Annotated in this window: 25 protein-coding genes and 2 pseudogenes; 18 read left to right on the plus strand and 9 right to left on the minus strand. The window is 68.1% G+C overall.

What is annotated here, in order from left to right; translation table 11 throughout:
- Positions 1-8 precede the first annotated feature (8 nt).
- Complete coding sequence (locus FMM06_RS09850) at positions 9-422, minus strand: DUF2141 domain-containing protein (RefSeq protein ID WP_144237240.1); 414 nt, start codon at positions 420-422, stop codon at positions 9-11.
- 170 nt (positions 423-592) lie between these two features.
- On the opposite strand from FMM06_RS09850, the gene FMM06_RS09855 reads away from it, so the two are divergent.
- Positions 593-1,312 carry a LytTR family DNA-binding domain-containing protein gene (locus tag FMM06_RS09855; RefSeq protein ID WP_207790278.1) on the plus strand — a complete coding sequence of 240 codons (720 nt, stop codon included), beginning with the start codon at positions 593-595 and terminating at the stop codon, positions 1,310-1,312.
- 23 nt (positions 1,313-1,335) lie between these two features.
- Complete coding sequence (locus FMM06_RS09860; protein WP_185965138.1) at positions 1,336-2,187, plus strand: TraB/GumN family protein; 852 nt, start codon at positions 1,336-1,338, stop codon at positions 2,185-2,187.
- Here the strand turns inward: FMM06_RS09860 and FMM06_RS09865 are convergent.
- Positions 2,165-2,794: an RBBP9/YdeN family alpha/beta hydrolase gene (locus FMM06_RS09865; RefSeq protein ID WP_144237243.1), complete on the minus strand. Its 630-nt coding sequence runs from the start codon at positions 2,792-2,794 to the stop codon at positions 2,165-2,167. The genes FMM06_RS09860 and FMM06_RS09865 overlap by 23 nt on opposite strands.
- A gap of 346 nt (positions 2,795-3,140) precedes the next feature.
- Between FMM06_RS09865 and FMM06_RS09870 the strand changes: the two genes are divergently transcribed.
- Together FMM06_RS09870 and pth are read left to right on the plus strand one after the other, a co-directional pair.
- A complete protein-coding gene (locus FMM06_RS09870; protein WP_144237244.1) occupies positions 3,141-3,797 on the plus strand; it encodes a 50S ribosomal protein L25/general stress protein Ctc in 657 nt (218 codons plus the stop codon).
- Between the two features lie 20 nt (positions 3,798-3,817).
- The gene (pth, locus tag FMM06_RS09875) at positions 3,818-4,393 is read left to right on the plus strand and encodes an aminoacyl-tRNA hydrolase (protein WP_144237245.1); all 576 of its coding nucleotides are present in this window, start codon (positions 3,818-3,820) and stop codon (positions 4,391-4,393) included.
- On the opposite strand, the gene FMM06_RS09880 is transcribed toward pth, so the two are convergent.
- On the minus strand, positions 4,390-5,640 hold the full coding sequence (locus tag FMM06_RS09880) for a tetratricopeptide repeat protein (RefSeq protein WP_144237246.1): 1,251 nt from the start codon (positions 5,638-5,640) through the stop codon (positions 4,390-4,392). The two genes, pth and FMM06_RS09880, sit on opposite strands and share 4 nt — an antisense overlap.
- 114 nt (positions 5,641-5,754) lie before the next feature.
- On the opposite strand from FMM06_RS09880, the gene yaaA reads away from it, so the two are divergent.
- Entirely contained in the window at positions 5,755-6,540 is a 786-nt protein-coding gene (gene yaaA / locus FMM06_RS09885; RefSeq protein WP_144237247.1) for a peroxide stress protein YaaA, read from the plus strand.
- A gap of 57 nt (positions 6,541-6,597) precedes the next feature.
- Here the strand turns inward: yaaA and FMM06_RS09890 are convergent, their stop codons facing one another.
- From FMM06_RS09890 to FMM06_RS09900, 3 genes are all read right to left on the minus strand, one after another.
- A complete protein-coding gene (locus FMM06_RS09890) occupies positions 6,598-6,948 on the minus strand; it encodes a hypothetical protein (protein ID WP_144237248.1) in 351 nt (116 codons plus the stop codon).
- An 89-nt stretch (positions 6,949-7,037) separates the two neighbouring features.
- On the minus strand, positions 7,038-9,722 hold the full coding sequence (gyrA, locus tag FMM06_RS09895) for a DNA gyrase subunit A (RefSeq protein ID WP_268900676.1): 2,685 nt from the start codon (positions 9,720-9,722) through the stop codon (positions 7,038-7,040).
- 95 nt (positions 9,723-9,817) lie between these two features.
- The gene (locus tag FMM06_RS09900; protein ID WP_144237249.1) at positions 9,818-10,699 is read right to left on the minus strand and encodes a LysR family transcriptional regulator; all 882 of its coding nucleotides are present in this window, start codon (positions 10,697-10,699) and stop codon (positions 9,818-9,820) included.
- Between the two features lie 161 nt (positions 10,700-10,860).
- On the opposite strand from FMM06_RS09900, the gene FMM06_RS09905 reads away from it, so the two are divergent.
- The 5 genes and pseudogenes from FMM06_RS09905 (at position 10,861) to FMM06_RS16815 (ending at position 14,447) form a co-directional block, all read left to right on the plus strand.
- Positions 10,861-11,343 carry a hypothetical protein gene (locus FMM06_RS09905; protein WP_144237250.1) on the plus strand — a complete coding sequence of 161 codons (483 nt, stop codon included), beginning with the start codon at positions 10,861-10,863 and terminating at the stop codon, positions 11,341-11,343.
- A gap of 326 nt (positions 11,344-11,669) precedes the next feature.
- A pseudogene (locus FMM06_RS17195) lies at positions 11,670-12,635 on the plus strand (phage tail protein); the annotation flags it as partial.
- 108 nt (positions 12,636-12,743) lie between these two features.
- A pseudogene (locus tag FMM06_RS17415) lies at positions 12,744-12,899 on the plus strand (PEPxxWA-CTERM sorting domain-containing protein); the annotation flags it as partial.
- 45 nt (positions 12,900-12,944) lie between these two features.
- Entirely contained in the window at positions 12,945-14,264 is a 1,320-nt protein-coding gene (gene trmFO / locus FMM06_RS09915) for a methylenetetrahydrofolate--tRNA-(uracil(54)-C(5))-methyltransferase (FADH(2)-oxidizing) TrmFO (RefSeq protein ID WP_144237252.1), read from the plus strand.
- Between the two features lie 39 nt (positions 14,265-14,303).
- Positions 14,304-14,447: a hypothetical protein gene (locus FMM06_RS16815; protein WP_185965139.1), complete on the plus strand. Its 144-nt coding sequence runs from the start codon at positions 14,304-14,306 to the stop codon at positions 14,445-14,447.
- 1 nt (position 14,448) lies between these two features.
- On the opposite strand, the gene FMM06_RS09920 is transcribed toward FMM06_RS16815, so the two are convergent.
- From FMM06_RS09920 to ettA, 3 genes are read right to left on the minus strand one after another with little or no spacing between them, the layout of a single operon-like run.
- On the minus strand, positions 14,449-14,928 hold the full coding sequence (locus tag FMM06_RS09920; RefSeq protein ID WP_144237253.1) for an EF-hand domain-containing protein: 480 nt from the start codon (positions 14,926-14,928) through the stop codon (positions 14,449-14,451).
- Positions 14,929-14,980: 52 nt separating this feature from the next.
- Positions 14,981-15,607 (minus strand): squalene/phytoene synthase family protein, encoded by a 627-nt coding sequence (locus FMM06_RS09925; RefSeq protein WP_185965140.1) that lies wholly within the window; start codon positions 15,605-15,607, stop codon positions 14,981-14,983.
- A 5-nt stretch (positions 15,608-15,612) separates the two neighbouring features.
- A complete protein-coding gene (gene ettA, locus FMM06_RS09930) occupies positions 15,613-17,289 on the minus strand; it encodes an energy-dependent translational throttle protein EttA (RefSeq protein ID WP_144237255.1) in 1,677 nt (558 codons plus the stop codon).
- 213 nt (positions 17,290-17,502) lie between these two features.
- Between ettA and FMM06_RS16820 the strand changes: the two genes are divergently transcribed.
- The 8 genes from FMM06_RS16820 (at position 17,503) to FMM06_RS09965 (ending at position 26,159) form a co-directional block, all read left to right on the plus strand.
- Positions 17,503-17,670 carry a hypothetical protein gene (locus FMM06_RS16820; RefSeq protein WP_185965141.1) on the plus strand — a complete coding sequence of 56 codons (168 nt, stop codon included), beginning with the start codon at positions 17,503-17,505 and terminating at the stop codon, positions 17,668-17,670.
- Positions 17,671-17,721: 51 nt separating this feature from the next.
- Entirely contained in the window at positions 17,722-18,090 is a 369-nt protein-coding gene (locus FMM06_RS09935) for a winged helix-turn-helix domain-containing protein (protein WP_144237256.1), read from the plus strand.
- A 60-nt stretch (positions 18,091-18,150) separates the two neighbouring features.
- Positions 18,151-18,924 carry a molybdate ABC transporter substrate-binding protein gene (gene modA, locus FMM06_RS09940; protein WP_235889263.1) on the plus strand — a complete coding sequence of 258 codons (774 nt, stop codon included), beginning with the start codon at positions 18,151-18,153 and terminating at the stop codon, positions 18,922-18,924.
- Positions 18,914-19,618, plus strand: a complete 705-nt coding sequence (modB, locus tag FMM06_RS09945) for a molybdate ABC transporter permease subunit (protein WP_235889264.1) — start codon at positions 18,914-18,916, stop codon at positions 19,616-19,618. Before modA ends, modB begins: the two co-directional genes overlap by 11 nt.
- Positions 19,608-20,225: a molybdenum ABC transporter ATP-binding protein gene (locus FMM06_RS09950; protein WP_144237257.1), complete on the plus strand. Its 618-nt coding sequence runs from the start codon at positions 19,608-19,610 to the stop codon at positions 20,223-20,225. The genes modB and FMM06_RS09950 overlap by 11 nt, the downstream gene beginning before the upstream one ends.
- A 78-nt stretch (positions 20,226-20,303) precedes the next feature.
- Positions 20,304-21,365, plus strand: a complete 1,062-nt coding sequence (locus FMM06_RS09955) for an AI-2E family transporter (protein WP_144237258.1) — start codon at positions 20,304-20,306, stop codon at positions 21,363-21,365.
- Positions 21,366-21,637: 272 nt separating this feature from the next.
- Positions 21,638-23,704: a TonB-dependent receptor gene (locus FMM06_RS09960; RefSeq protein ID WP_144237259.1), complete on the plus strand. Its 2,067-nt coding sequence runs from the start codon at positions 21,638-21,640 to the stop codon at positions 23,702-23,704.
- A gap of 124 nt (positions 23,705-23,828) precedes the next feature.
- Positions 23,829-26,159: a TonB-dependent receptor gene (locus tag FMM06_RS09965; RefSeq protein ID WP_144237260.1), complete on the plus strand. Its 2,331-nt coding sequence runs from the start codon at positions 23,829-23,831 to the stop codon at positions 26,157-26,159.
- Positions 26,160-26,201: the final 42 nt, after the last annotated feature.

A 26,201-nucleotide genomic window follows, 5' to 3' on the forward strand; every position in this document is an offset into this window, starting at 1 on the left:
GCGCGCTCCTAGCGGATCTTGATCGCGTGACGCGGGGTCGCGGCGTCGAAGTCGAACGCCGCCGCCGTCCATTTGGCAGGCCCCATGTCGCCGACCGCGTCGTTAGAGAAGGCAAAGGGCTCGAGCGGGATGCCGAACGGGTTGGTCCCCATCTTGCCGTCGCCGTCGATGTCGTGGAACGCCTTCACCGCATAGCGGCCCGGCGGCAGGTCGGCGACGATCTCGACCGAAGTGCCGGCGACCGCCACCATCTGGCTGACCAGGGGCTTGCCGCCGCGGTCGAACGCTTCCTCGCTGTCGTACACCGACATCAGGATCGCACCCTTTGGCGTCTCGATCCCCGTGAACGCGAAGGTCAGCGGCGCGGCGGCGGCGGGGGCGGCGCAGGCAAGGATGGCGGCGGCGGCGAGCAGGCGAAACATGGGACGAAGCTCCTGTGACGGTGTGGCTGGGTTGCCGACCTCCTTGTCGCCGGGCAAAGCTTGGCCGTCGCCGGGGGATGCGTGGAATGGCCGGTTCGCTGCGTGAAGTGACGGGCGATGCAGTTGGCGCTTCGCCAGTTGCACGGGGCCGGCCGAGCGCGCGGCGCGGCTTGGTCATCGCCACCGTCGCAGGCGGCTTCATGGCGCTGATCGGCGCGCTGGGGTCGGGCCAGGTGCCGCTGCTGCCGCGCCTCGCCTATTGGCTGGCGGTGATGTGGAGCGGCGCGGCGCTCGGCCACGGCGTGTCGGTCGGGATGCGCAACTGGGGCCGGCTGCAGGCGTGGCCGCTGGTCGAGGGGGCGCTGATCGCACTCGTCATCGCGCTGCCGCTGACGACGATCGTGATCGTCGCCAACCATCTGGCGTTCGGCGGCGGCTTTCCGTCACCGGCGGGCATGGCGGGGGCGTTCCTGACCGTCTTGTTGATCAGCGGGCTGATCACGGCGCTCAACTACACGACGACGCCCCCGGTGGTGCCGCTGCCCAGCGCCCAGGCCGAAGCGCCGCCCCCGCCGCCGCGCTTCCTCGACCGCCTGCCGCTGCGCCTCCGCCACGCCCGGCTGCTCGCGATCGAAGCCGAGGACCATTATCTCCGCGTCCATACCGATGCGGGGTCGGACCTCGTGCTGCTGCGCATGGTCGATGCGATCGCCGAGCTCGACGGGCTGGCCGGCGCCCGCACGCACCGGTCGTGGTGGGTCGCGCGCGACGCCGTCGTAAGCGTCGACAGCGGCGGCGGGCGGACGACGCTGACGCTGGCGGGCGGCCTCGCGGTGCCGGTCAGCCGCGGGGCACGACCCGAGCTGGCGGCGCAGGGCTGGTTCGCCTGACGCGTAGTCCCTAGATGGCGGCGATGAGAATCGTCGCGCTTGCCCTGCTCCTCGCCGCCTCCCCCGTCGCCGCCGAACCCGCGATCTGGGTGGTGCGCGACGCCGATACCGAGATCACGCTGTTCGGCACGCTGCACGAGCTGCCGACCGGGATCGACTGGCTGACCCCGCGCATCGCGGCGCGCGTCGATGCCGCCGACACTCTTGTTCTCGAGACGGTGATCCCCGAGGACCGCGACGCGATCGGCACGCTGGTGACGACGCTCGGCTATTCGCCCAAGCTGCCGCCGCTCGCCAAGCGCATCGCGCCGCGCCTGCAGGCTCCGCTCGCGGCGGTGCTGCGCGATACGCGGCTGCAGCCCGCAGCGCTCGACGGGATGGAGACCTGGCTCGCGGCGGTAACGCTGGGCGATGCCGTGCTCGCCAAGCTCGGGCTGGACGAAACCAACGGCGTCGAGGCGGTGCTGACCGCGCGGGTGCGGGCGGCACGCAAGCCGGTGACGGGGCTCGAGACCCCGGCAGAGCAGCTCGGCTATTTCGACACGCTGCCGGAGACCGACCAGCGCGCGCTGCTCGATGCGACCGTCGCCGACACCGCGACCGCGGCGGCCGACACCAACCGCCTGATCGCCTCCTGGACCAGCGGCAACACGCAGGTCATCGCCGACGGCTTCCGCGACTCGCTGCGCGCCACGCCGCGTCTCGCGCAGGTGCTGCTCGTCGATCGGAACGCGCGCTGGGCGACGTGGATCGCGGCGCGGCTGGCGCAGCCGGGCAAGGTGTTCGTCGCAGTCGGTGCGGCGCACCTCGCGGGGACCGACTCGGTGCAGGCAAAGCTCGCGGCGCAGGGCATCACGGCCGAACGGCTGCGCTGACCCCGCTGCACGGCCAGGGCGCCGCGTCGCGCAACGCGGCGGCACGAGCAAAGCGCGGATCCGGCCCGGCGGCGATCAGGTCGTCGAGCAGGGCCTGGCCGAACGGCCATGCACCGAGCTGCGACGCGGCATTGATATGGCCCAGCGCGCCCGCCTCCACGAGGCTCGCGCCCCATTGCTCGGCTAAGCAGCGCGAGCGGGCGGGCGTCGCATAGGGGTCGTTGCTGCTCGCCACGACAACGCTGCGAAACGGCAGTGCGGTGCGCGGAATGGGAGCGAAGCGCGCCAGCGCCTCGGGCACGCCGACCCGCTCGACGTCGCATGGCGCGACCAGCAGCGCGCCCGCGACGCGCGTCGTATCCGCCACCGCCGCCCAGTGTGCGACGGCGATGCAGCCGAGGCTGTGCGCCGCGATGACGACGGTCCCCGCCGCTGCCTCGACCGCGGCTGCGATGGCCCCCACCCACGCACCGGGTTCGGGGTCGTGCCAGCTGTGCTGGACGACGCGGGTGCAGTCATCGCGCGCCCATTCCCAATGCGTCTGCCAGTGGTCGGGTCCCGACCCGTTGTAGCCGGGGATGACGAGGACGCGCGGATGGTCGGACATCGTCGGCACCTTCGCGAGAAAAGGCGGGCAGGGGCCGCGCAGGCCCCCGCCCAGTCTCGTCAAGCGGGGGGAGACGCTGCTGGCCGCTTGCAGGATGCTTTTACCCCATCAGTGCAGTGGGAGTTCGGCGAGAAAAACTTTGGCGGGGTCGAATCGATCTTGCCGGAACAATCAGGTCCGCGGCACGCGCGCGGTCCGCATGGCCGGTCTCCCTATCGTGTGATGATGAGGTGCACGTCAGGCCGTTTCAAGCCTGGCTTGCCATCGGCGGCACATCCCCCTATAGGCCGCCCTCCCCGCGCCCGCATCCCTGGAGGCGCGCGGTGGTCAACTTTAGGAGCATCCCATGAGCGAAGCGATGAAACTCGCTGCCGGGTTGCGCGAACGGGCAGGCAAGGGAGCCTCTCGTGCCGTGCGACTGACCGGACGCGTACCCGCCGTGATCTACGGCGACAAGCAGGCCCCGGTGACGATCCACGTCCCCGAGAAGGAGCTGACCAAGCTTCTTCACACCGGCCATTTCATGAATTCGGTGGTCGAGCTCGAGCTCGACGGCGCAACGCACCGCACGCTGCCGCGTGACGTGCAGTTCCACGTCGTCAGCGACCGGCCGATCCATGTCGACTTCCTGCGCCTTGCCATCGGCGGCACCATCGCCGTGCAGGTGCCCGTGCACTTCACCGACGAGGACCAGTCGCCGGGCATGAAGCGCGGCGGTACGCTCAACATCGTGCGTCACGAAGTTGAGCTCAACTGCCCGTCGGATGCGATCCCCGATCAGCTGAACTTCTCGCTGGCCGGCCTCGACATCGGCGATTCGATCCACATCTCGGCAATCACGCTGCCCGAGAAGGTGACGCCGGTGATCACCGATCGCGATTTCACCATCGCGACAGTCGTCGCCCCGTCGGCGCTGCAGAGCGCGGACGCCGCCGCCGACGAAGAGACCGCTGCGGCTGCCGCCGCCGAGTCGGCTGCCGAGGCCGAAGCCAAGTCCGAGTAACGGCATTCCCGGGGCCGGCGATGCAGATCTTCGCCGGCCTCGGCAATCCGGGGGCAAGCTACGCCCTCCACCGTCACAACATCGGCTTCATGGCGGTCGATACGATCGCCGAAATGCACCGCTTCGACAAATGGCGCCTGCGTTTCCAGGGGCTGGTCGCCGAAGGGCAGATCGGCGGCGAAAAGCTGCTGCTGCTCAAGCCCGCGACCTGGATGAACGACAGCGGCCGCTCGGTCGGCGAGGCGCTGCGCTTCTACAAGCTCGGGCCCGACGCCCTGACCGTCTTCTACGATGAACTCGACCTCGCGCCGAACAAGGTGCGGGTGAAGACCGGCGGTGGTGCGGCGGGCCATAACGGCATCCGCTCGATCGACGCGCACGTCGGCGTCGACTATCGCCGGGTCCGCCTCGGCATCGGCCACCCCGGACACCGCGATCGCGTTACCGGCCATGTTCTCGGCAATTTCGCGAAGGCCGAGATGGACCCGCTCGCCGATATGCTCGGCGCGGTCGCGGCCGAGGTGTCGTGGCTGGCGGCGGGCGACGACGCGCGCTTCATGAATGAAGTCGCGCGCCGCCTCGCGCCCGCCGACTAGGCCTTCTGGCCCAGATAGACGAGCCAGTACTTGCCCAGCTGCGCACGCGGCGTGCCGGTGACCGCGTTGAACGCCGCCGTCGCGCCAGCCTTGTCGCCCGTCATCGTGAGCGCCGCGCCGAGACGCAGATTGGCGGTGGCCTGGTCGACACCCGTGCTCTTGCCGACGGCCAAGCGGTACATCTCGGCGGCCTTGGCGTAGTTGCCATAGCCGTAATAGGCGTCGCCGGTGCCCAGCGCGGTCTTGCCGTTGGGTGCCTTGGCGGCATCCTTCTCAAGACCGGGCAGCGAAGCCTGGTCGGCCTTGAGCTTGGGCGCCGCGACGCTGGCGATCTCCTTCTCGATCGGCTTGGTGCCGGTCAGCTTCTTGGCGGCGATGCCGTCGTCGAGGACCTTCTTGGCCTCGCCCGGCAGACCCTTCTCGAGCGCCGTCGATGCATATTCCTGCCAGATACGCTCGCCGCCCAGCGCACCGGCCGCGCGCATCAGGCGGAAGGTGTCGAGGTTCAGCTGGTCGTCGGCATTCACCGCGTCGCGGTAGATGTTGAGCACGTTCGACCAGTTGGTCGCGGTCGGATAATCGGTTACCAGCGCCTCCGATGCCGACCCCACGTCGGGGGTCTTGGCGTCATAGGCGAGCTGCAGGCGCGTCTGGTACCAGCTCTCCTCGGCCTTGGTGCCCGCGGCCTTGCGTGCGTCGATCGCCTTGCTGAGCGTCGCGATCGCCTGCGGGGTCTGCTTCAGGTCGCGGTAGATCAGCGCGAGGTTGAGCAGGTTGTCGGGGTTGTTCGGCTCGGCCACGATCATCTTCTCGTACATCGCGACCGCCGTCTTATAGTCACGGCGCTTGATCGCGGCGTCGGCGACGACGCGCGTGTATTTCGAGCGGTCGGCGGCCGGCAGCAACGGATTGTCGAGCGAGCTGGTCAGCGCCTCGGTCAGCAGCGCCTCGTCCTTCATCTTGTTGCCCAGCCCGAGCTTCATCTGCGCGATGAACATCTTGTCGGTATCGTTGAGCCCGCCGGCCTGCTCCGCGGCGCGCAGTGCGGCGAGCGTACCGGGCAGATCGCCCGCAGCTTCGGCCTTCTGCGCCACGACCAGTGCGGCGCGACCGTTCTTCGACAGGTTCTTCTGGTCGATCCCCGTGACGGGTGCCGCCTCCTTCTTGGCGGCGTGCGCCGGCATGGCGACGGCGGTCATGCCGCCCATCAGCAGCGCGGCGATCATCGGCTTCGTAAAACGCGTCATGTACAGCTCCCTCAGTTTTGCCGCACGGGCTAAGCCGCAGAGCAAAGCCCGTCAATCATGTGCTGCGACTGAACGCGGTTTGAACGTGACGTATCCAGCGACTAGACGGTGGCGATGATCGCAGTCCTGTCCCCGGCCAAGTCGCTCGACGAAACCAGCGTCGTGCCGCCGCTCGCCACCACCGAGCCACGTTTCGCAACCGATGCCGCGACCCTGGCGAAAGCCGCGGCGAAGCTGACGCCGCGCGCGATCGGCAAGCTGATGCACATCTCGCCGACGCTGGCGAAGCTGAATGCCGAGCGGTTTCGCGACTTCGGCGAGACGAGCCCGAGGCCGGCGCTGCTGACCTTCGACGGCGACGTCTACGCAGGGCTGCAGGGCAAGACGCTCGATGCCGAGGGAATCGCCTTCGCGCAGGACCATATCCGCATCCTCTCGGGCCTGTACGGCGTCCTGCGGCCGCTCGACGTAATGCAGCCCTACCGGCTGGAGATGGGCACCGCGCTGAAGACCGCACGGCGCAAGGACCTCTACGCCTTCTGGGGCACACGGATCGCCGAGGCGCTGGCGGAAGAGCTCGCGGGGCACGACGACCCGACGCTGATCAATCTCGCGAGCGTCGAGTATTTCGACGCGGTCGCCACCGATCGCCTGCCGGGCAGCGTCATCGCGGTCAACTTTCGTGACGAGGGAGCGGACGGCGCGCTGCGCTTCAACACCTTCGCGGGCAAGCGCGCGCGCGGTGCGATGGCGCGCTTTACCGTCGACGAGCGGCTCGACCGGCCGGCGGGGATGAAGGACTTCACCGGGATGAACTATCGCTACCGGGCCGAGGGCAGCGAGCCGGATCGCTGGCTGTTCGTACGGCCTGCGGCGTCGCTGAAGGCCCCGCGGGGCTGACGCGAAAAGGGCCGGGCATTGCTGCCCGGCCCCCTCATTCAGGCAAGCTCGAAAAGCTTACTTGTCGACGGCGTCGGCCTTCGCCTCGAGCTTGTCGGCGGCGACTTCGGCCTGGGCCTTCATCGCGTCGGCAGCGTTCGACGCATCGGTCTTCATCGCGTCGGCCTTGGCGTCGGCGTTCTCGACCATCGCATCGGCCTTCTGGCCAGCGGCATCGACGGTGGCATCGGCCTGCGCGTTGAGCGAGTCGGCGGCGGCTTCGGTGCTCGGCGCGGTCTCGGTCGTCGTCTCGGTCGTGGTCATCGTGCCGTCAGCGGCCGTCGTCGTGTCGGTCGTCGTGGCCTTCTCGCCGCAGGCAGCGAGCAGGCCGAGGCTGGCCACAGCCGCCAGAGTCAGAACAGTCTTCATCTCAAATCTCCGTCAAAAATGCGCAGTCCTCGCGCGCCCCTGCCCCTTAGCGGGCATCGCACGCCAAGCAAGCAATAAGATAACGCATATCAAGCGGTTTCGGGTGCATCCGGAACGACATCGGCCGCATCCTCGTCGCTGTCGCCGATCTTCGCCGCTGAAACGACATGCTCGCCGTCGGCGACGTCGAACAGCGTCACGCCCTGCGTGCCACGCCCCATGATGCGGATCTGCCCGACCGGCAGGCGGATCAGCTTGCCCTGGTCGGTCACCAGCATGACCTGGTCGGTATCGGTCGCCGGGAAACTGGCGAGTACGGGGCCATTTCGGTCGCTTTCGGCAATGTTGCGGATGCCCTGACCGCCGCGCCCGGTCTGGCGATATTCGAACGCGCTCGACCTTTTGCCATAGCCGTTGGCGGTGATCGTCAGGATGAACTCCTCGGCGTCGGCGAACTGCGCGGCGCGGCGTTCGGACAGCACGCGCTCGCCCTCGCCCTTCCAGGGTGCAGCCTTCAGATAGTCCTCGCGCTCCTGCGGGGTCGCGTCAAAGCCCTTGAGGATCGACATCGAGATCACCTCGTCGCCGTCGCCCAGCGTCATTCCGCGCACGCCGGTCGAGGTGCGGCTGACGAACTCGCGCACGTCGTCGACTGCAAAGCGGATCGCCTTGCCGCTGCGTGCCGCGAGGAACACGTCATCGCGCTCGTCGCACAGGGCGACGGCGATCAGCCGGTCGGCATCGCCGTCCTCGAAGCGGATCGCCAGCTTGCCGGCGCTGCCGATGCGCGCGAACGCATCCATCGCGTTGCGCCGAACATAGCCGTGCGCGGTCGCGAACATGACGTGCAGACGCGACCAGCTGTCCTCGTCCTCAGGCAGCGGCAGCACGGTGACGATCGTCTCGCCGGTCTCCAGCTTGGGCAGCAAATGGATCATCGGACGGCCCTTGGCGTTCGGCCCGCCCTCCGGAATGCGCCAGACCTTGGCGCGATAGACCTTGCCGGTCGACGAGAAGAACAGCACCGGTGCGTGCGTCGACGCGACGAACAGCTGCGCGACGGTATCCTCTTCCTTGGTCGCCATGCCCGCGCGACCCTTGCCGCCGCGGTTCTGCGCGCGGTAGGTCGCGAGCGGTACGCGCTTGATATAGCCGCCGAGGGTGACGGTCACGACCATCTCCTCGCGTTCGATCAGGTCCTCGTCGTCCATGTCGTCGCCGGCGGTCACGAGTTCGGTGCGGCGCTTGGTGACGAAGGGCTGCAGGTCGTCGAGTTCGCCGACCATGACGCGGTACAGGCGCGCGCGGTCGCGCAGGATCTCGAGCAGGTCCTCGATCGACGCCGCGAGAGTCTTTAGCTCGTCGGCGATCTCGTCGCGGCCCAGCGCGGTCAGCTTGGCGAGGCGCAGTTCGAGGATGGCGCGGACCTGCAGATCGGACAGGCGATAGGTCTCGGCGCCGTCGTCGGGCTCGCTGTCGATGATGCCCAGGTACGGCCGGATGTCGCCCATCGGCCAGTCGCGGTCGAGCAGCGCGTTGCGCGCCTCGGCCGGCGTCGCTGACTGGCGAATTGTCCGGACAACTTCGTCGAGGTTGGCGACCGCGATCATCAGGCCGAGCAACAGGTGCGCCCGCTCGCGTGCCTTGTTGAGCTCGAACTTCGACCGCCGCGTGATGACCTCCTCGCGGAAGGTCACGAACGCCGCGATGACGTCGCGCAGGTTGAGCAGCTCGGGCCGCCCGCCACGAATGGCCAGCATGTTGATCGCGAACGACGACTGCGCCGCGGTGTGGCGATAGACCTGGTTCAGCACGACCTCGTGGGTCGCGTCGCGCTTCAGGTCCATGACGATGCGCACGCCTTCGCGGCTGCTCTCGTCGCGCGTCTCGCTGACGCCCTCGATGCGCTTGTCGCGGACCGCGTGGTTGATCGCCTCGACCAGCCCGTTCTTGCCGAGCTGGTACGGAATCTCGGTCAGCACCAGCGAGCGCCGGTCGCCGCGTCCTTCCTCGACCGCCCAGCGGGCGCGCATGATGACGCTGCCGCGCCCGGTCTCGTACGCTGCGCGGATCCCCGTCGTGCCGACCAGGAAGCCGCCGGTCGGGAAGTCGGGGCCCTTGATATGCTCCATCAACCCGTCGGTATCGATCGCCGGGTTGTCGATGTAGGCGCGCACCGCATCGATGACTTCGCCCAGGTTGTGCGGCGGGATGTTGGTCGCCATGCCGACCGCGATGCCGCCCGCGCCGTTGACCAGCAGGTTCGGAAAGCGCGCCGGCAGGACCGTCGGCTCCTGCTCTTGCCCGTCGTAATTGGGCGCGAAGTCGACCGTGTCCTTGTCGATATCCGCGAGGAGCTGGTCGGCCGATTTCGCCAGCCGCGCCTCGGTATAGCGCATCGCGGCCGGCATGTCGGGGTCCATCGACCCGAAATTGCCCTGCCCGTCGACGAGCGTCAGCCGCATCGACCAATCCTGCGCCATGCGGACCAGCGCCATGTAGATCGAGCTGTCGCCGTGCGGGTGGTACTTGCCCATGACGTCGCCGACGATGCGCGCCGACTTGCGATACGGCTTGCCGGAGACATAGCCGCCTTCATAGGCACCCCACAGGATGCGGCGGTGCACGGGCTTCAAGCCGTCGCGCACGTCGGGCAGCGCGCGCGCGACAATGACGCTCATCGCATAGTCGAGGAAACTCGTGCGCATCTCGGAAACGATCGAGATGGGCTCGATATCGGGGGTCGCCGCAGGCGGCGGAGGGGTGGTTGCCAAGGGGGTTTTCTAGCCTGTAGCGCGGACGTTCCGCAGTCCCTGACTGTCTAGCCCGCGCCGCACCAAAACGCCAGTTGTTACGCCGATATGACGGCCTATTCGCCGCCCCAGCGATAGTGCTGCGCAGCCCGCGAAAACGCCGCCGCCGCGGGCGACAACTGCCGCCCCGCGACATTGACCAGGCAGACCTCGCGGTCGATCGCCGGCTCGACGAGCGGCCGGCGCAAGATGCCCGAGTGGGTCACCGAATATTCGGGCATGAAGGCGAACCCCATCCCCGCCATCACCATGCCCTGTACCCAGTCCTCGCGCTCCGACCGGAAGCCGGCGTAAAGCTCGATGCCGTTCTGGCCGCAGACGTGCATGACCGTCTCGCGCAGTTCGCACGCCAGCCGATCGACGTACGCCGCCTTGTCGGTGTCCTGCAGCCGCACGGTGTTCTGGCGCTCGAACGGGTGGCCCGGCGGCACGATGACGACATAGCGCTCGCGGTACAGCGACACGAAGCGCTGGCTCGGCAGGTGGCCGCCCGGCGCGTGCAGCACCGCCAGATCGAGTTCGCCCGCATCGAGCTGCGCCTGCAGTTCGCCGAGGTCACCCTCGTGCACGCCCAGTTCGACGCCTGGATGATCCTGCTTGAAGCGCGCCAGCAGCCCCGACAGGCGCATCGGGCCGATCGTCGTCATGATGCCGACCTTCAGCGGCACCTGGCGCAGCAGACGAAAGTCCTTGGCCGCCTGGCGCACGCTTTCGGCCTGCTCGGCCATTTGGCCGATGAAAGGCTTCAGGCGGATGCCGAGCTCGGTCAGCAGGATGCGCTTGCCCTCGCGGTGGAACAGCGGGCCGCCGAACTCATCCTCCAGCTTCTTGATCGCGACGGTCAGCGACGGCTGCGAGATGTTGCACTCCTCCGCTGCGCGCGTGAAGTTCAGATGCTCGCATGCAGCGAGGAAGTAACGAGCCTGATCGAGTTCCATGTGTGCCTCCCGTTGAACGATGGAATGGCACAGTGGCACGTCCAACCCAAGGCTGGGGCTATCGATCCATAGCAAAACGATAGTGTCGTTACAGCGGCGGGGGCTGCATCAACGGGTCATCGGCACCGGCACTTCCGCCGCCGCCACACAGGAGACCCACGATGTTCAAGCCCTTCCACATCGCCGCCATCGCCCTCGCCGCGGTCGTCGCCACCCCCGCCGCCGCGGGTATCCAGCTCAACGGCATTCAGCTCAATGGCTTCAGCCTGAACGGGCTGCAGATGAATGGGATGAAGCAGAACGGTCTGCAGCTGAACGGCTTCGTTCTCAACGGCATGCGCCAGAACGGCATGAAGCTGAACGGCCTGCTGCTCAACGGCATGAAGTCGAACGGCCTCTATTTGAACGGCATCCAGATCAACGGCCTGCGTTCCAACGGCATCGAGATCAACGGCGTCAACCTCAACGGCATGCGCGCCAACGGCCTGCAGCTCAATGGCTTCGTCGTGAACGGCCTTCTGCTCAACGGCACCCACACCGGCGTACTGCCGCAGGACGAGGCCGCCCCGCAGCGTCCGGTCACGACCTTCGAGGTCACCGCGGTCACTCTCCCTAGCGGCGAGACCGTCACGCTGACGCGCTGAACCATCGCCGCCCCGCGGGGCGGCACCACCGCTTCTCCCCTCGTCTTGCGTCCCTGTGGGGCGGGGGGAGGGGACGTGCGCGCTTCATCCATCGAACATGCAACAGGGAAACGACCATGCGACACAGTTTTCGACTTGCCGCCCTCACGGCGCTGCTGACCTCGACCGCGGCGTTCGCCGCGACCACCGGGACGACCGGCGGCGGGGTCGCGTACGACACCTACCAGCCGTCGCTCGCGCTGACCGAAATTCTGACCTACAACGGCATCTATCCCGCCGGTTCGAGCGGTGGCCTGTCCGACGGCGCGACATCCCTCGCCATCGGCATGATCCGCTCTTTCGCGGGCAGTTACGCCCCTGGCAACACCGCTGCCGATGGCCGCGCTCTGACCCCGGGCAATGCCGCGCTCGCGCAGGTGCTCGGCGGTCATTATGGCGGCGGCGCTGCCGTCCCCGACCTGCGCGGCGCGACGATCGTCGGTGCGGCGGCAGGCACCCGGGGGGCGGTCGCGGGATACGCGGTCGGCGTCGCCAGCGGCAGCGCGACGATGACTCTGGGCGCCGAGAACCTGCCCGCGCATGTTCACGGCCTGGCCGGCGGCACCACAACGGCGGTCGGCAACGGCGCGCCAATCGACAACCGTCAGCCGTCGCTGGCGATGACCTATCTGATCGCCGCCGGCGGCATCTATCCCGGCGGCGGCAGCGTGCCGGTGATGATCGGCCAGGTCCAGGCGTTCGCGGGCGATTTCGTGCCCGGCGGCTGGCGCTTCGCCGACGGCTCGCTCCTCGACATCGCGAGCCATGGCGACCTGTTCGCGGTCATCGGCACCACCTACGGCGGCGACGGCATCGTCGATTTCCGCCTGCCCGACTTGATCGGCCGCACGGTGATCGGCGCCGGCAGCGGGACCGCGCTCGGCGGGGTCTACGGAACTGCGTCGACCGTCCTTACGCTCGGCCAGCTGCCGTCGCACGGCCATGACCTGCCCGGCGGCGGCGTTACCGACGCGACCGGCGGCGCGATGCCGATCGACAATCTCCAGCCGTCGCTGGCGCTCAATTACCTCGTCACGACATCGGGAGCCTTCCCGTCGACCCGCGATGGTCTCGACGGCGACCTGCCGTATCTCGGCGAGGTTACGGCATTCGCGGGCAATTTCCTGCCGCGTGACTATGCGCTCGCCGACGGCCGCCTGCTGTCGATCGCGCAGAATACGACGCTGTTCGCGATCCTCGGCACGACCTACGGCGGCGACGGAGTCCGGAATTTCGCGCTGCCCGACCTGCGCGGCCGGACCATCGTCGGCACGTCCGCCATGCTGCCGGCGGGGACGCGACTGGGCAGCGCGACGACGACGCTCGGCGTCGCCAACTTGCCCGGGCACGAGCATGCGCTGGTCGCAGGCGTGCCCGAGCCCGGCACCTGGGCGCTGCTGATTGCTGGTTTTGGCGCGGTCGGTGCCGCGGCGCGGCGGCAGCGCACGGCGCGCTCGGGCGCGAGAAGGACGCCGTTGTTCCTGCAGTCGTGGCGCTGGCTGTCGCTCAACCCTTGAGCCGTGGACTTCACGCCTTATGCCGGGGGGTGCTAGGCCCCCGGCATGACTCCAGTTCACATTATCGGCGGCGGCCTCGCGGGTTCAGAGGCGGCCTGGCAGTGCGCCCGCATGGGCGTGCCCGTCGTCCTGCACGAAATGCGCGGCGTCGAAGGCACCGAGGCGCACCACACCGACAGCCTGGCGGAACTCGTCTGCTCGAACAGCTTCCGCTCCGACGACGCCGACCACAACGCCGTCGGGCTGCTCCACGCCGAGATGCGCGGGCTCGGCTCGCTGATCCTGCGCTGCGCCGACGCGGCGCGCGTGCCTGCGGGCTCGGCGCTGGCGGTCGACCGCGATGTCTTCGCTGCCGGCGTGACCGCGGCGATCGAGGCCGAGCCGCTGATCGAGCTGCGCCGCGAGCGCATCGACGCGCCGCCGCCCGAATGGGAGTCGGTCATCGTCGCGACGGGGCCGTTGACCGCACCTGCCCTCGCCGCCGACATCCAGTCGCGCACCGGCGAGGATGCGCTGGCCTTCTTCGACGCCATCGCGCCGGTCGTGCACTTCGACTCGATCGACCTCGACGTCGCGTGGTTCCAGTCGCGCTGGGACCGCGGAGACACGAAGGACTATCTCAACTGCCCGATGAGCCGCGAGCAGTACGGCGCCTTCATCCAGGCGCTCCTCGACGGCGACAAGGCCGACTTCAAGGAATGGGAGGCGAACACCCCCTATTTCGACGGCTGCATGCCGATCGAGCGCATGGCCGAGCTGGGGCCGAATACTCCGCGCTTCGGGCCAATGAAGCCCGTGGGCCTGCGCGATCCGCGCGTCGGCAAGGGCGTCTATGCCGTCGTCCAGCTGCGCCAGGACAACGCGAGCGGGACGCTCTGGAATATCGTCGGCTTCCAGACCAAGCTGAAGCACGGCGAGCAGGTGCGCATCTTCCGCATGATCCCGGGGCTGGAAAAGGCCGAGTTCGCGCGGCTCGGCGGGCTGCACCGCAACACCTTCATCAAGTCGCCGGTGCTGCTCGACGAGCGGCTGCGGCTGAAGTCGGAACCGCGGCTGCGCTTTGCCGGGCAGATCACCGGGTGCGAAGGCTATGTCGAGAGTGCAGCCGTCGGCCTGCTCGCCGGGCGCTTCGCGGCGGCCGAGTTGTCCGGACAAATGCTCGAACCGCCGCCGCCCGAGACGGCGATCGGCGCGCTGCTGGGGTATATCACGGGTGCGGCCACCGCCGACACGTACCAGCCGATGAACGTCAATTTCGGCCTGTTCCCGCCGCTCCCCACGCCGGTCACGCGCGCCGAGCGCAAGCCCGCGATGGTCGCCCGCGCCCGCGACGCCATGTCCGGCTGGATCGGGAACGCCGCCTAACGCGCGGGCATTATCGCAGCTGCCAATAGGAGACGCGCTATGGCCGAGAAAAAGGGCAGGGGCAGCGAGACGGCCAAGAAGGCCAACGCCAAGGCCGCCAAGGACGGCGAGTCGAACCCGCGCAAGTCGTCCGCCGCGCAGGCCGAACTCGGCAAGAAGGGCGCGGCGGCGAAGAAGAAGTAGCTCAGCCCTCGTCCTCGCGCGGTGTTTCTTCCCGCGTGGTTTCAGGTGGGCATGCAGCGCGCGCGCGACGCTTGACCGCGGTGGTCGCGAACTCCGCAGATGCGAGTTGCTTGTCGCGATCGAGGTCGGCGGTGTTGAACTTCTTGGTCGCTTTCGCCGCGTACTCGTCGAAGCTCAGGCTGCCGTTGCCGTCGAGGTCGAGCCGCGCATAGGCCTTGCGGCGGCTGGCGAGATACTCGTCGCGCGTGACGGCTCCGTCCTTGTCCTTGTCGTAGCGGTTGAAGCGCCGCGCCTCGCGGTCGGCGGGGGTGACGTCGCTGACCGGCGCGACCAGCGGATCGTCGCTCGGCACCGGCAGCGCCTCTCCGGCCACCGGCGCAGCTGCGAGTGCAGCGCCTCGCGGCGCCGAGCCGCGCGTCCAGAAATAGCCGCCTGCGACGAGCAGGATCACTGCCACCCCGACCGCCAACCACCGCTGCATGCAAACCCCCGACCGTTTCGCATCCGCAACTTAGCGCAGCTGTGCGACCCTGTCAGCGCCCCGTCAACGCAGCCCGCAACAGCACCCATTGCCGCCCCGCCGTCGCCCGTGGCTCGGGCGGCACGCCACGCGCAACGTCGCGCATCCCGAGGGCTGCGAGACCCGCCAGCCAGCGCAACTGCGCCGGCGCACGGTCGAACACGGGCGCGGCGACCTCATGCCCCGCACGCGCCGCCTCCCCCGCTGCCCAAGCCTCGCCCAGCGCCGCGCCCGACACCGCATCGCCGCCCACCAGCGTCGCCGTGACAGCGCCAATCGCCGCCCCGCGCAACTTCACATGCCCGGCGACATCCCCCGCCGCGAGCGCCAACCACCCATCCTCGAACTCGGCAAGCGTCGCCCCCGTCACGCCGCGCGGCAGCACAAGGTCGGCAAGCGCCCGCAGCACCGGCTGTGCCGGCACCTGCCCGGCATCGAGATCGACCAGGCGCTCCCGCCACCACGCCAGGCGTATCTCCCCCAGCATCGCGTCGGTCGTCGTCGCCGCGACCTTCGCCAGCTCGAGGTCGAGCGCGTGCACTGCGAACAGCGCCGGGCGCAGTGCGGCAGGCGCATATTGCGTCGCCAGCCACCGGTCGCGGTCGGCGTCCTTGACGAGGACGGCGACCGCGTCGTCCATCTCGGCTACCGCGTCAGCCGCTTGTAGGTCAGCTTGGTCGGCCGGTCGGCGGCGTCGCCCAGGCGGGCGCGCTTGTCGGCCTCGTATGCCTCGAAGTTGCCCTCGAACCATTCGACGTGGCTGTCGCCCTCGAACGCCAGGATGTGCGTCGCGAGGCGGTCGAGGAAGAAGCGGTCGTGGCTGATGACCACGGCGCAGCCGGCGAACGACTCCAAGGCCTCTTCCAGCGCACGAAGCGTCTCGACGTCGAGGTCGTTGGTCGGCTCGTCGAGCAGCAGCACGTTGCCGCCCTGCACCAGCATCTTGGCCATGTGGACGCGGTTGCGCTCACCGCCCGACAGCTGGCCGACCTTCTTCTGCTGGTCGGCACCCTTGAAGTTGAACGCGCCGACGTAGGCGCGGGTCAGCACCTCGTTCTTGCCGAAGTAGAATTTCTCGTTGCCGCCGCTGATTTCTTCCCAGACGTTCTTGTTGGGGTCGAGGTCGTCGCGCGACTGGTCGACGTAACCCAACTTGACCGTCTCGCCGATGCGGATGGTGCCGCTGTCGGGCTTGTCCTGGCCGGTGATCATGCGGAACAGCGTCGACTTGCCGGCGCCGTTGGGGCCGATCACGCCGACGATGCCGCCCGGCGGCAGGCTGAATTCCAGGTCCTCGATGAGGATGCGGTCGCCGAAGCCCTTGGTCAGATCCTTCGCCTCGATCACCGTGTTGCCAAGGCGTTCGGGGATCTGGATGAGGATCTGCGCAGTGCCGAGGCGGCGGTTGGCCTGCTTCTCGACGAGGTCGTCGAACGCCTGGATACGCGCCTTGGACTTGGTCTGGCGCGCCTTGGGGCTGGAGCGGATCCACTGCAGCTCGTCGCGGATCGCGCGCTCGCGGCTCTCGTCCTCGCGGCTCTCCTGGCTCATGCGCTTGGCCTTGGCCTCAAGCCACGCCGAGTAATTGCCCTCGAACGGGATGCCACGGCCGCGGTCGAGCTCGAGCACCCACTTCACGACATTGTCGAGGAAGTAGCGATCGTGGGTGACGAGAATGACCATGCCGGCATAGTCCTGCAGGTGCTTTTCCAGCCACGACACGCTCTCCGCATCGAGGTGGTTGGTCGGCTCGTCGAGGAGCAGGATGTCGGGCTTTTCGAGCAGCAGCTTGCACAGCGCGACACGGCGCTTCTCGCCGCCGCTGAGCTTGTCGACCGAACTCTCGGGCGGCGGCGTGCGCAGCGCCTCCATCGCCATTTCGAGCTGGTTGTCGAGCGCCCAGCCGTCGACCGCGTCGATCTTTTCCTGCAGCTCGCCCATCTCGACCATCAGCGCGTCGAAATCGGTGTCGTCGGTCGGCTCGCCCATTTCGGCGGAAATCGCGTTGAAGCGCTCGACCATGTCGGCGACGCCGCGCACGCCGTCCATGACGTTGCCGCGCACGTCCTTCGACGCGTCGAGCTGCGGCTCCTGGCTCAGATAGCCGACCTTGATGCCTTCGGCCGCCCAGGCCTCGCCCTGGAATTCCTTGTCGAGGCCGGCGATGACCTTCATGAGCGTCGACTTGCCGGCGCCGTTGGGGCCGATGATGGCGATCTTGGCGCCGGGCAGGAAGCTGAGCGTCAGGTCCTTGAACACCGGCTTGCCGCCGGGATAGGCCTTGGTCAGGCCCTTCATCACATAAGCGTATTGATAGGCCACGGGGGCGGTACTTTCGATTGCGGGTAACCGGGGGAGACGGGCTGCGTCTTAGCCGAAGCATTGCGGCACTTCAAACCTGTGTCGCGCGTACGCAGGCGCACAATTGTTTTCCGCGGCTTGGAACCGCCCCCGTGTTACCTATGTTAAGTTCCGCATACCCGATGACGGCAAAACGACGCGGTCCAGACACAAGGCAGTCCATTGGACGACCCCATGAGCAGCAAGCCAGACCCCAGCGACGCCTTCGGCGACCTCGATGCCCTGCTCGCTCAGTTCGATGCACCGGGGGCGACCGTCGACATTGCGCATGGTTATGCCGAACTCATGGCGCGGGTCGCGTCGCCCGAGTATCGCCGCCGCTGCGGGCTGATCCGCCACTAGCAACTGCCTGCGGGTTGACCTGCCGGCGACCCCGCCGCCAAGCTTGCCGCCATGACGGCGACCGGATTCAAACTACGTCTCCAGCTGCTTTGCGATGGTGAGATCGCCATCGGGCCGGGCAAGGCCGACCTGCTCGACGCAATTGCCGAGTGCGGGTCGATCTCGGCGGCGGGCCGGCGGCTCGGCTATAGTTACCGCCGCACTTGGCTGTTGATCGACACCATGAACCGCTGCTGGCGCGAGCCGCTGGTCGCGACCGTGCACGGCGGCGCAAAGGGTGGCGGGGCAAGCCTGACACCCTTGGGCGAGCGCGTCGCGGCGCAGTACCGGGCGGTGGAAGCCGCCGCGCATGACGCGGCGGTCGTGGCTGGCCGCAGGCTGGCAGACGAGTTGCTGGACCGGCCTCGGCCCAAGCGCTGACGCCGTCGACAGGCGATGTATACGCGGGCATATAGCGCTTGCGGTACAGGAGGCGCGACGATGATCGGATGGATGCGTCGCGCAACCTTTGCGCTGCTGCTGGGGATCCTCGGCGCACCTGCGATGGCACAGGCGACCGGCCCCCTCGTGCTCGCCGCCGCCAGCCTGCAGGAGGCGCTGACCGCCGCGGCCGACGCCTATGCCGCGACCGGACAGCCGCGGCCGGTGGTGTCGTTCGCCGCCTCCTCGGCGCTGGCGCGGCAGATCGAGGCGGATGCGCCCGCCGACCTGTTCGTCCCGGCGGACGAGCAATGGATGGATTATGTCGCGGCCAGGGGACTTCTGCGCCCGGGCACGCGTGCGCGGCTGCTGACCAACCGCCTCGTCCTCGTCGCGCCCGCCACACAGCCGCTGCGCCTGCGCATCTCGCGCGGGTTCGAGCTTGCCGCAGCGCTGGGGACCGGCCGGCTCGCGATGGCCGACGACAGCGTGCCCGCCGGCCGGTACGGGCGCGCCGCGCTGACCAGCCTCGGCGTCTGGGCAGCCGTCGAGCCCAAGGTGGCGCGCGCCGACAATGTCCGCACCGCGCTCGCCTTCGTCCGCCGCGGCGAGGCGCGTGCGGGGATCGTCTACGCGACCGACGCGAAGGCCGACCCCGGGGTGCGCGTCGTCGGCGTGTTCCCGGCCGCCAGCCACTCGCCGATCACCTATCCGGTCGCGATTCTTGGTCGATCGACCAACCCCGGCGCGGTGCGGTTTCGCGCCTTCCTTCTGTCGCCTCGGGGACAGGCGATCTTCGCGCACTACGGCTTCGGCAGCGGCCGTGTGGGGTGAACTGACGCCGGCCGAATGGACCGCAATCCTGTTGTCGATCAAGGTCGGCTTCTGGTCGGTCGCGGGCGGCTTGCCGGTGGCGTTCGGCCTGGCGTGGCTGCTCGCGCGGCGCAGCTTCCCGGGCAAGCTAATGCTCGACGCGGTCATTCATCTGCCGCTCGTGCTGCCGCCCGTGGTGACCGGTTACCTGCTGCTGCTGGCGTTCGGCAAGACCGGGCCGGCGGGACGCTGGCTGAACGACTGGTTCGGCGTGTCGGTGATGTTCCGCTGGACGGGCGTCGCGCTGGCTGCCGCGGTGATGGCGCTGCCGCTGATGGTGCGCGCAATGCGCCTGTCGATCGAGGCGGTCGACCGCCGGCTCGAGGTAGCGGCGCGGACCCTGGGTTCGTCGCCGTTGCGGACCTTCGCCGAGGTCACGCTGCCGCTCGCGCTGCCAGGCATCATCGCGGGCGCGGTGCTGGGCTTCGCGCGGTCGATCGGCGAGTTCGGCGCGACGATCACCTTCGTCTCCAACATCCCCGGCGAGACGCAGACCCTGCCGCTGGCGATCCACAATGCGCTCCAGCTGCCAGGCGGCGACGCCGTCGTCCTGCGGCTGTCGCTGATCTCGATCGTTCTTTCGCTCGGCGCGCTGGTCGCGTCGGAGATGCTGGCGCGCCGGTCGCTGCGGGGGCGTGTCGCGCATGTCCTTTGAGGTCGATGTGGCACGGCGGCTCGGCGACCGCGACATTGCCGTGCGCTTCACGTCACCCGCCGGGCTGACCGCGCTGTTCGGCCCGTCGGGGGCGGGCAAGACGAGCGTGCTCAACATGATCGCGGGCGTCCTGCGCCCGGACGCCGGGCGGATCGTCGTCGGCGGTCAGCTGCTGTTCGACAGCGAAGCGGGGGTCGACGTGCCGCCGGAGGCGCGCGGGACGGGCTATATCTTCCAGGATGGCCGCCTGTTTCCGCACCGCCGGGTCCGCGCCAACCTGCTCTATGGTGCACGGCGCGGCGATGGCGGGTCGAGGCTGGACGAGATCGTCGACCTGCTCGGCATCGGCGACCTCCTCGAGCGCTGGCCGGCGACCCTGTCCGGGGGCGAGGCGCAGCGCGTCGCGATCGGCCGCGCCTTGCTGTCGGGGCCGCGCTTCCTGCTGATGGACGAGCCGCTCGCCGGGCTCGACCGCGCGCGTCTCGAGCGGCTGCTGCCGGTCATCGAGCGCGTCCGCGACGCGCTGCGCCTGCCGATCCTGTACGTCAGCCACGACGCCGCCGAAGTGGCGCGATTGGCCGGGCAACGGATCGACATGGGCGACTGATCCGCTTCGCGGATCAAGTTGGCAAACCGAGCATTTTGTTGGCAAGGCTGGCATCGCGCCACCAAGGATCCACGACAGATGACGCCAGCCCCCGAGAGCAACAGCAAGCGAACCGACCTGCGCGTCTTCCGCACGACGGTCATCGTCCTCGCGACGGCGGCGGCGGCGTACCTGATCTGGATGCTCGTAGACCTGCTGCTGCTGCTGTTCGCTTGCGGCCTCGTCGCGCTGATTTTGCTGACCATCACCAAGCTGATCCGCCGCCACTGGCCGATGCCGTTCGGCGTCGGGCTGACGCTGACCGTTTTTCTGCTGATCGCCGTGATCGGCGGCACCTTGTGGTTCTTCGGCGCGACGATGACCGCGCAGTTCAACGAACTGATCCAGCGCCTGCCCGCGGCCTGGGCGGCGGTTCAGCGGCAGCTCGAGGCGTCGCCGATCGGCGCGTCGGTGATCGACCGGGCGGAGGCGCTGGCGCCCAGCGGCCAGACGATCGTCGACGGGCTGACCACGGTTCTGGCGACGGTCGGCGGCATCATCTCGGGGCTGGTCATCGTGCTGGTCGGCGGCCTCTACCTCGCCGCGCAGCCGCGGCTGTACGAGGGCGGCGCGCTCAAGCTGGTGCCGGAAAAGGTGCGGCCGCAGGCGATCGAGACCGCCGAGGCGGTGACCGCGTCGCTGAAGAACTGGCTGAAGGGTCAGGCGCTCGGCATGGTCTTCGTCGGCATCGGCACGACCATCGGCCTGCTGATCGTCGGCGTGCCGGCGGCGGTGGCGATCGGCCTCGTCGCGGGCCTCGCCGAGTTCGTGCCCTACGCGGGCTCGATCGTCGCGGGCATCCCGGCGATCATCCTGGGCTTCTCGCAGGGGACGGACACGGGTCTTTGGACGATCGCCGTGCTCGTCATCGTCCAGCAGGTGCAGGGCAATGTCGTCATGCCGCTGCTGCAGAACCAGATGGTCGAGCTGCCGCCTGCGCTGACGATCTTCGGCATCATCGCGGCGGGCATCCTGCTCGGGCCGGTCGGCGTGCTGCTCGCGACGCCGCTGACCGTCGTCGTCCTCGTGCTGGTCCGCCGCCTCTACCTCCGCGAGGGCAAGGAGGAGGTGCTGGCCGGCATGGATGGCAAGGACGCTTGAGTTCACACTAAAGTCACGCCCACGTCGCAGCGCCGCGGGTTCGCGACGTCCGAATATGAACAAGTAAGCGAATTTGACGGCCGCGATGCATTTTGCGGATCTGATTAGAGGACGGATCGAAGGCTGGTTCCGGATTCGGCTCGCAATGCTCATCCAAATATTGTACCATATAGGCTAATCGAAGTCAAGGGACCGGTTCGTAGGCGAAACGGAGTTTGACACGATATAGTATAACACGCTAGCGCCGCCGCCTTGATCTGGAGTAGCGGCATATGCGAATTTTCTGGCTGATCGGTGCGAGCCTCGGCGCGGTAGCGAGCGCGCAGGCGCAGCAGGTCGCCGACGCCGATCGCCACGATGCGATGTCGGCCGACATCGTCGTGACCGCCCCCTTCAACCGCGACCGCGCCGACCTGTTGTCGGGAGTGAGCGTGTTGCAGGGTGAGGCTCTGACCCGCGAAATCCGCTCGACGATCGGCGAGACGCTGGCGCGCCAGGCGGGTGTCAGCTCGACCGCCTTCGGCCCGAACGCGTCGCGCCCAATTCTGCGCGGCTTCCAGGGCGAGCGCATCCGCGTGCTGACCGACGGCATCGGCAGCTTCGACGTCTCCAACACCAGCGTCGACCACGCCGTCGTCGTCAATCCGCAGCTCGCCGAGCGCATCGAGGTCCTGCGCGGGCCGGCCGCGCTGCTGTATGGCTCCAGCGCCGTCGGCGGTGTTGTCAATGTCCTCGACGCGCGCATCCCGCGTCGCATGCCCGAGGAGGAAGTCCACCTCGACGTCGTCGGCACCTATGCCAGTGCCGCCGAGGAGCGCAGCGGCGGCGTGGTGCTCGACGTGCCGCTGACGCCCAAGCTCGTCGCGCATGTCGACGGCAGCTATTTCAAGTCCGACGACCTCGATATCGGCGGCTTCGTGCTGTCCAGGCCGCTCCGTGCGCAGGCGCTGGCGAGTAGCGAACCGGCGGTGCGCGACCTCGCAGCCTTGCGCGGCACGCTGCCCAATTCGGCGGCGCGCACCTTCAACTATGCGGGCGGGCTGAGCTTCATCGACGACGGCGGCACGCTCGGGTTTGCAGTCAGCCAGTACGACAGCCTGTACGGCGTTCCCGCGCGCTACGACCTGACGAGCGGCGACTTCGAAAGCGTTCGCCTCGACGTCAAGCAGACGCGGGTCGATGCGCGCGCCAGCGTCGAGCTTGGCGACGGGCTGTTCGAAAAGCTGAACGGCCGCTTCGGGTTCGCCGACTACGAGCATAGCGAGATCGATCCCGAGGGGGCAATCGGCACGACCTTCCTCAACAAGAGCTTCGAAGGCCGCCTCGAACTCGTCCAGAACCGGCGCGGCGCGTGGCGCGGTGCGAGCGGCATCCAGTATCTGTCGCGCGATTTCAACGCGATCGGCGACGAGGCGTTCATCCCCAAGAACCTGACCGAGCAGTTCGGCGTCTTCACGCTGCAGGAGTTCGATTTCGGCGCGCTCAAGGCCGAGGCTGGCGGCCGCTTCGAGCGCACCGGCATCAGCACCAACCTCAACGAGTTTCGCGGGATGCCCAACGCCTTCGACCGCAGGTTCAGCGCTTACTCGGGGTCCGTTGGGGCGAGCTACGGGCTTGCCCCGGGTGTCCGCATCGGCATCAACCTGTCGCACACCGAACGCGCGCCTTCGGCCGAGGAACTGCTTGCCAACGGCCCGCACGCCGGCACCCAGTCGTTCGAGATCGGCGATCGCAGCTTCGGCAAGGAAAAATCGAACGGTGCCGAGGTCGTGCTGCGCGCCAAGGGCGAAGGCTATAGCTTCGAGGCGTCGGCCTATTACAACCGCTTCAAGGACTATATCTACGAGGTCCAGACCGGCGCAATCGAGGACGACCTGCCCGTCTTCCAGTTCCTGAGCGGCCGCGCACGCTATTACGGCGCCGAGGTTCAGGGCCAGTTGACCGTCGCCGAATTCGGCGAAGTCGCGTTCGGCGTCGATGCACTCGCCGATTACGTCGACGCCAAGCTGCTCGACGGAGGCGGCCGCGTGCCGCGCATCCCGCCTTTCCGCGTGCTCGGCGGCGTGACGCTGTCGAGCGACCAGGGCGAACTGCGCATCGAGGCCGAACATGCCGGCCGACAGAACAAGGTGTCGGCATTCGAAACTGCCACCGGGGACTACACGCTGGTCAACGCCAGCCTGACCGCCCGCCCCTTCGATGGCCATCCGCACGTCACCGTCGCGCTCGTCGCGAGCAACCTGTTCGACGTCGACGCGCGCCGCCACGCTTCCTTCCTCAAGGACTTCGCCCCCCTGCCCGGCCGCGACGTCCGCGTGTCGCTGCGCCTCGTCTACTGACTTTCGGCTGGGCGCGGCTATGCCCGGTCGTTTCGCATGGGAGAATGGCTTGCATTATCGAACCTAATGCGCGACGGTAGTCCATCAGCCTCGTCAGAGAGCGAGCTGCGGGAGGGGATGGATCATGCGAATTCTGTTGAACTGCGCTGTCTCGGCGATCGCTCTGGTTGCCGGCAGCACTGCCGTGGCGCAAACCGCCGCTCCGGCCGAAACCGCCGCAGCAGCACCGGCCGAGGCCGCGAGCGACGGTCCCCAGCTCGACGACATCGTCGTCACCGCGCAGCGCCGCTCGACCGACCTGCAGGACACCGCCGCCGCGATCAGCGCTTTCGGCGGCGCAACGCTCGAGCAGGACCGCGTGCTGAGCTTCGAGGATCTGGCGGGCCGCGCCACCTCGCTGTCGTTCACCGCGCTGTCGCCGCTCGACCAGGAATTCAACGTCCGCGGCATCACCAACACCCGGCTCGACTCGCCGACCGCCGACCAGTCGATCGGCATCTTCTTCGACGACGTCTATGTCGGGCGTTCGGGCCTGTTCAACTTCGACCTGTACGACATCGACCGCGTCGAGGTGATCCGCGGGCCGCAGGGCGTGCTGCTCGGCCGCAACGTCGTCGGCGGTGCGATCAGCATCTACAGCGCGCTGCCCAAGGCCGAATACGGCGGCAGCCTGACCGCATCGTACGGCAACTACGACGAGAAGCTGGTCAAGGGCCATGTCACCGGCGCAATCGCCGACGGGCTCAACGGTCGCTTCGCTTTTCAGGTGCGCAACCGCGACGGTTTCAACCAGGACATCGCGCACAACGTCGATCTCGACAATGTCGACAGCGTCCAGATGCGCGGCCAGCTGCAGTACAAGCCCGAGGGCAGCGACTTCTCGGCTCGCCTGATCGCGGATTATACCAAGGATAAGTCGAACGGATTCCACACCGTCGTCGTCGATGGTCCGGGCGCTGGTGCAGGCCCGTGGAGCCAGGCCCGCGCCCGCGTCGCGGCAATCCGCGGCAGCCTGTCGCCGCGCGAGAGCCTGCCCGACTGGAACACCTACAAGGGCGACGTCGCGCCGACGCCGCAGGAGCTCGACCGTCGCGCCTATGGCATCACGCTGCAGCTCGAAAAGGGGCTCGGCGATTTCGGCACGCTGACCAGCATCACCGGCTACCGCAATGGCCGCGCCTATAGCCAGTACGACCAGACCGGCATCGGGCCGAGCAACCAGTACGGCATCAGCGTGCCGCTGCTCTTCCGCTCGCCGGTGCGCGAGAGAGAGCGCATCAACCAGCTGTCGCAGGAACTGCGGATCGTCTCGCCCGAGGTCGACGACACGGGCTTCGACTGGATCGTCGGCGTCTATGCCCAGCGCGACAAGGTCCGCAAGAACGACACTATCAGCTTCGAAATCCTGACGCCCGCGCTGCCGACGCTCAACGGCGAGTCCGCATGGGTCAACAATGGCAAGAACAAGTCTTACGCCATCTTCGGCCAGCTCGGTTACCGCTTCTCCGAGCAGTTCCGCATCGTCGGCGGCCTGCGCTACACCAAGGACCGCAAGAGCGGCACGGTCACCGGTCTCGCGGTGGAAACCGGTGACAAGTTCAGCCCGAACGACCCGGTCCCCGCTTCGCCGTTGTCGGCGACCTTCACCGAAGGCGGCGGCTACACCGCCAACTACAAGGACAGCTGGAGCCAGCTGACGCCCCAGGTTACGGCCGAGTTCAAGGTCAACCGCGATATCCTGGTCTACGGAACCTATTCGAGCGGCTACAAGGGCGGCGGTTTCGAGGACGATCCCGCCAACGCCAACGCCGCGATGTCGAGCTATGACCCGGAGACGGTCGACAGTTTCGAACTGGGCGCCAAGATCGAGGCGTTCAACCGCCGCGTGCGCCTCAACGTCGCCGCTTTCTCGATGAAGTACAAGAATCTGCAGGTAACGCAGACTTCGCAGATCTGCCTGTGCAACATCACCGACAACGCCGCGAACGCCAAGATCAAGGGTATCGAGGCCGAGCTGACCGTGGCGATCGCGACGGGCCTCAGCGCCTATGGCGGCCTGACCGCGCTCGATACCAAATATATCGACTTCACCGACTCGGTCGGCAACGTCAATGACGGCAAGTTCCTGCAGCGCACGCCACGTTACCAGTGGAACATCGGCGCCGACTTCACGACCAACCTGGGTGCGTGGGAAAACGGCTTCTCGGCGCACATCAACTATAACAAGCAGGGTAAGCTGAGCTGGCAGCCCGAGGCGATCGCCAACGAAAAGCCTTACGGCATCCTCGACGGCCGTCTGACGATCTCGCCGACCGAGAACATCTCGGTCTCGGCATGGGGTCGCAACCTGGCGAACAAGCTCTATCGCGCCAACGTCATCGCCTTCTTCGGTGACGAGGCGTCGCGACTGGGTGCCCCGCGGACCTATGGTCTGGAGCTGGCGATCAAGTTCTGATCATTCGACACGAGCAGGGGGCCGGTCGCGAGACCGGCCCCC

The sequence above is a fragment of the Glacieibacterium frigidum genome (genome assembly GCF_007097155.1).
Classification (GTDB): Bacteria; Pseudomonadota; Alphaproteobacteria; order Sphingomonadales; family Sphingomonadaceae; genus Glacieibacterium; species Glacieibacterium frigidum.

Bases quoted from the DNA above. Each gene is read 5' to 3' on its own strand.
- FMM06_RS09850 (WP_144237240.1), bottom strand. From the start codon at position 422: ATGTTTCGCCTGCTCGCCGCCGCCGCCATCCTTGCCTGCGCCGCCCCC.
- FMM06_RS09860 (WP_185965138.1), top strand. From the start codon at position 1,336: ATGAGAATCGTCGCGCTTGCCCTGCTCCTCGCCGCCTCCCCCGTCGCC.
- FMM06_RS09865 (WP_144237243.1), bottom strand. From the start codon at position 2,794: ATGTCCGACCATCCGCGCGTCCTCGTCATCCCCGGCTACAACGGGTCG.
- FMM06_RS09870 (WP_144237244.1), top strand. From the start codon at position 3,141: ATGAGCGAAGCGATGAAACTCGCTGCCGGGTTGCGCGAACGGGCAGGC.
- pth (WP_144237245.1), top strand. From the start codon at position 3,818: ATGCAGATCTTCGCCGGCCTCGGCAATCCGGGGGCAAGCTACGCCCTC.
- FMM06_RS09880 (WP_144237246.1), bottom strand. From the start codon at position 5,640: ATGACGCGTTTTACGAAGCCGATGATCGCCGCGCTGCTGATGGGCGGC.
- yaaA (WP_144237247.1), top strand. From the start codon at position 5,755: ATGATCGCAGTCCTGTCCCCGGCCAAGTCGCTCGACGAAACCAGCGTC.
- FMM06_RS09890 (WP_144237248.1), bottom strand. From the start codon at position 6,948: ATGAAGACTGTTCTGACTCTGGCGGCTGTGGCCAGCCTCGGCCTGCTC.
- FMM06_RS09900 (WP_144237249.1), bottom strand. From the start codon at position 10,699: ATGGAACTCGATCAGGCTCGTTACTTCCTCGCTGCATGCGAGCATCTG.
- FMM06_RS09905 (WP_144237250.1), top strand. From the start codon at position 10,861: ATGTTCAAGCCCTTCCACATCGCCGCCATCGCCCTCGCCGCGGTCGTC.
- trmFO (WP_144237252.1), top strand. From the start codon at position 12,945: ATGACTCCAGTTCACATTATCGGCGGCGGCCTCGCGGGTTCAGAGGCG.
- FMM06_RS16815 (WP_185965139.1), top strand. From the start codon at position 14,304: ATGGCCGAGAAAAAGGGCAGGGGCAGCGAGACGGCCAAGAAGGCCAAC.
- FMM06_RS09920 (WP_144237253.1), bottom strand. From the start codon at position 14,928: ATGCAGCGGTGGTTGGCGGTCGGGGTGGCAGTGATCCTGCTCGTCGCA.
- FMM06_RS09925 (WP_185965140.1), bottom strand. From the start codon at position 15,607: ATGGACGACGCGGTCGCCGTCCTCGTCAAGGACGCCGACCGCGACCGG.
- FMM06_RS16820 (WP_185965141.1), top strand. From the start codon at position 17,503: ATGAGCAGCAAGCCAGACCCCAGCGACGCCTTCGGCGACCTCGATGCC.
- FMM06_RS09935 (WP_144237256.1), top strand. From the start codon at position 17,722: ATGACGGCGACCGGATTCAAACTACGTCTCCAGCTGCTTTGCGATGGT.
- modA (WP_235889263.1), top strand. From the start codon at position 18,151: ATGATCGGATGGATGCGTCGCGCAACCTTTGCGCTGCTGCTGGGGATC.
- FMM06_RS09950 (WP_144237257.1), top strand. From the start codon at position 19,608: ATGTCCTTTGAGGTCGATGTGGCACGGCGGCTCGGCGACCGCGACATT.
- FMM06_RS09955 (WP_144237258.1), top strand. From the start codon at position 20,304: ATGACGCCAGCCCCCGAGAGCAACAGCAAGCGAACCGACCTGCGCGTC.
- FMM06_RS09960 (WP_144237259.1), top strand. From the start codon at position 21,638: ATGCGAATTTTCTGGCTGATCGGTGCGAGCCTCGGCGCGGTAGCGAGC.
- FMM06_RS09965 (WP_144237260.1), top strand. From the start codon at position 23,829: ATGCGAATTCTGTTGAACTGCGCTGTCTCGGCGATCGCTCTGGTTGCC.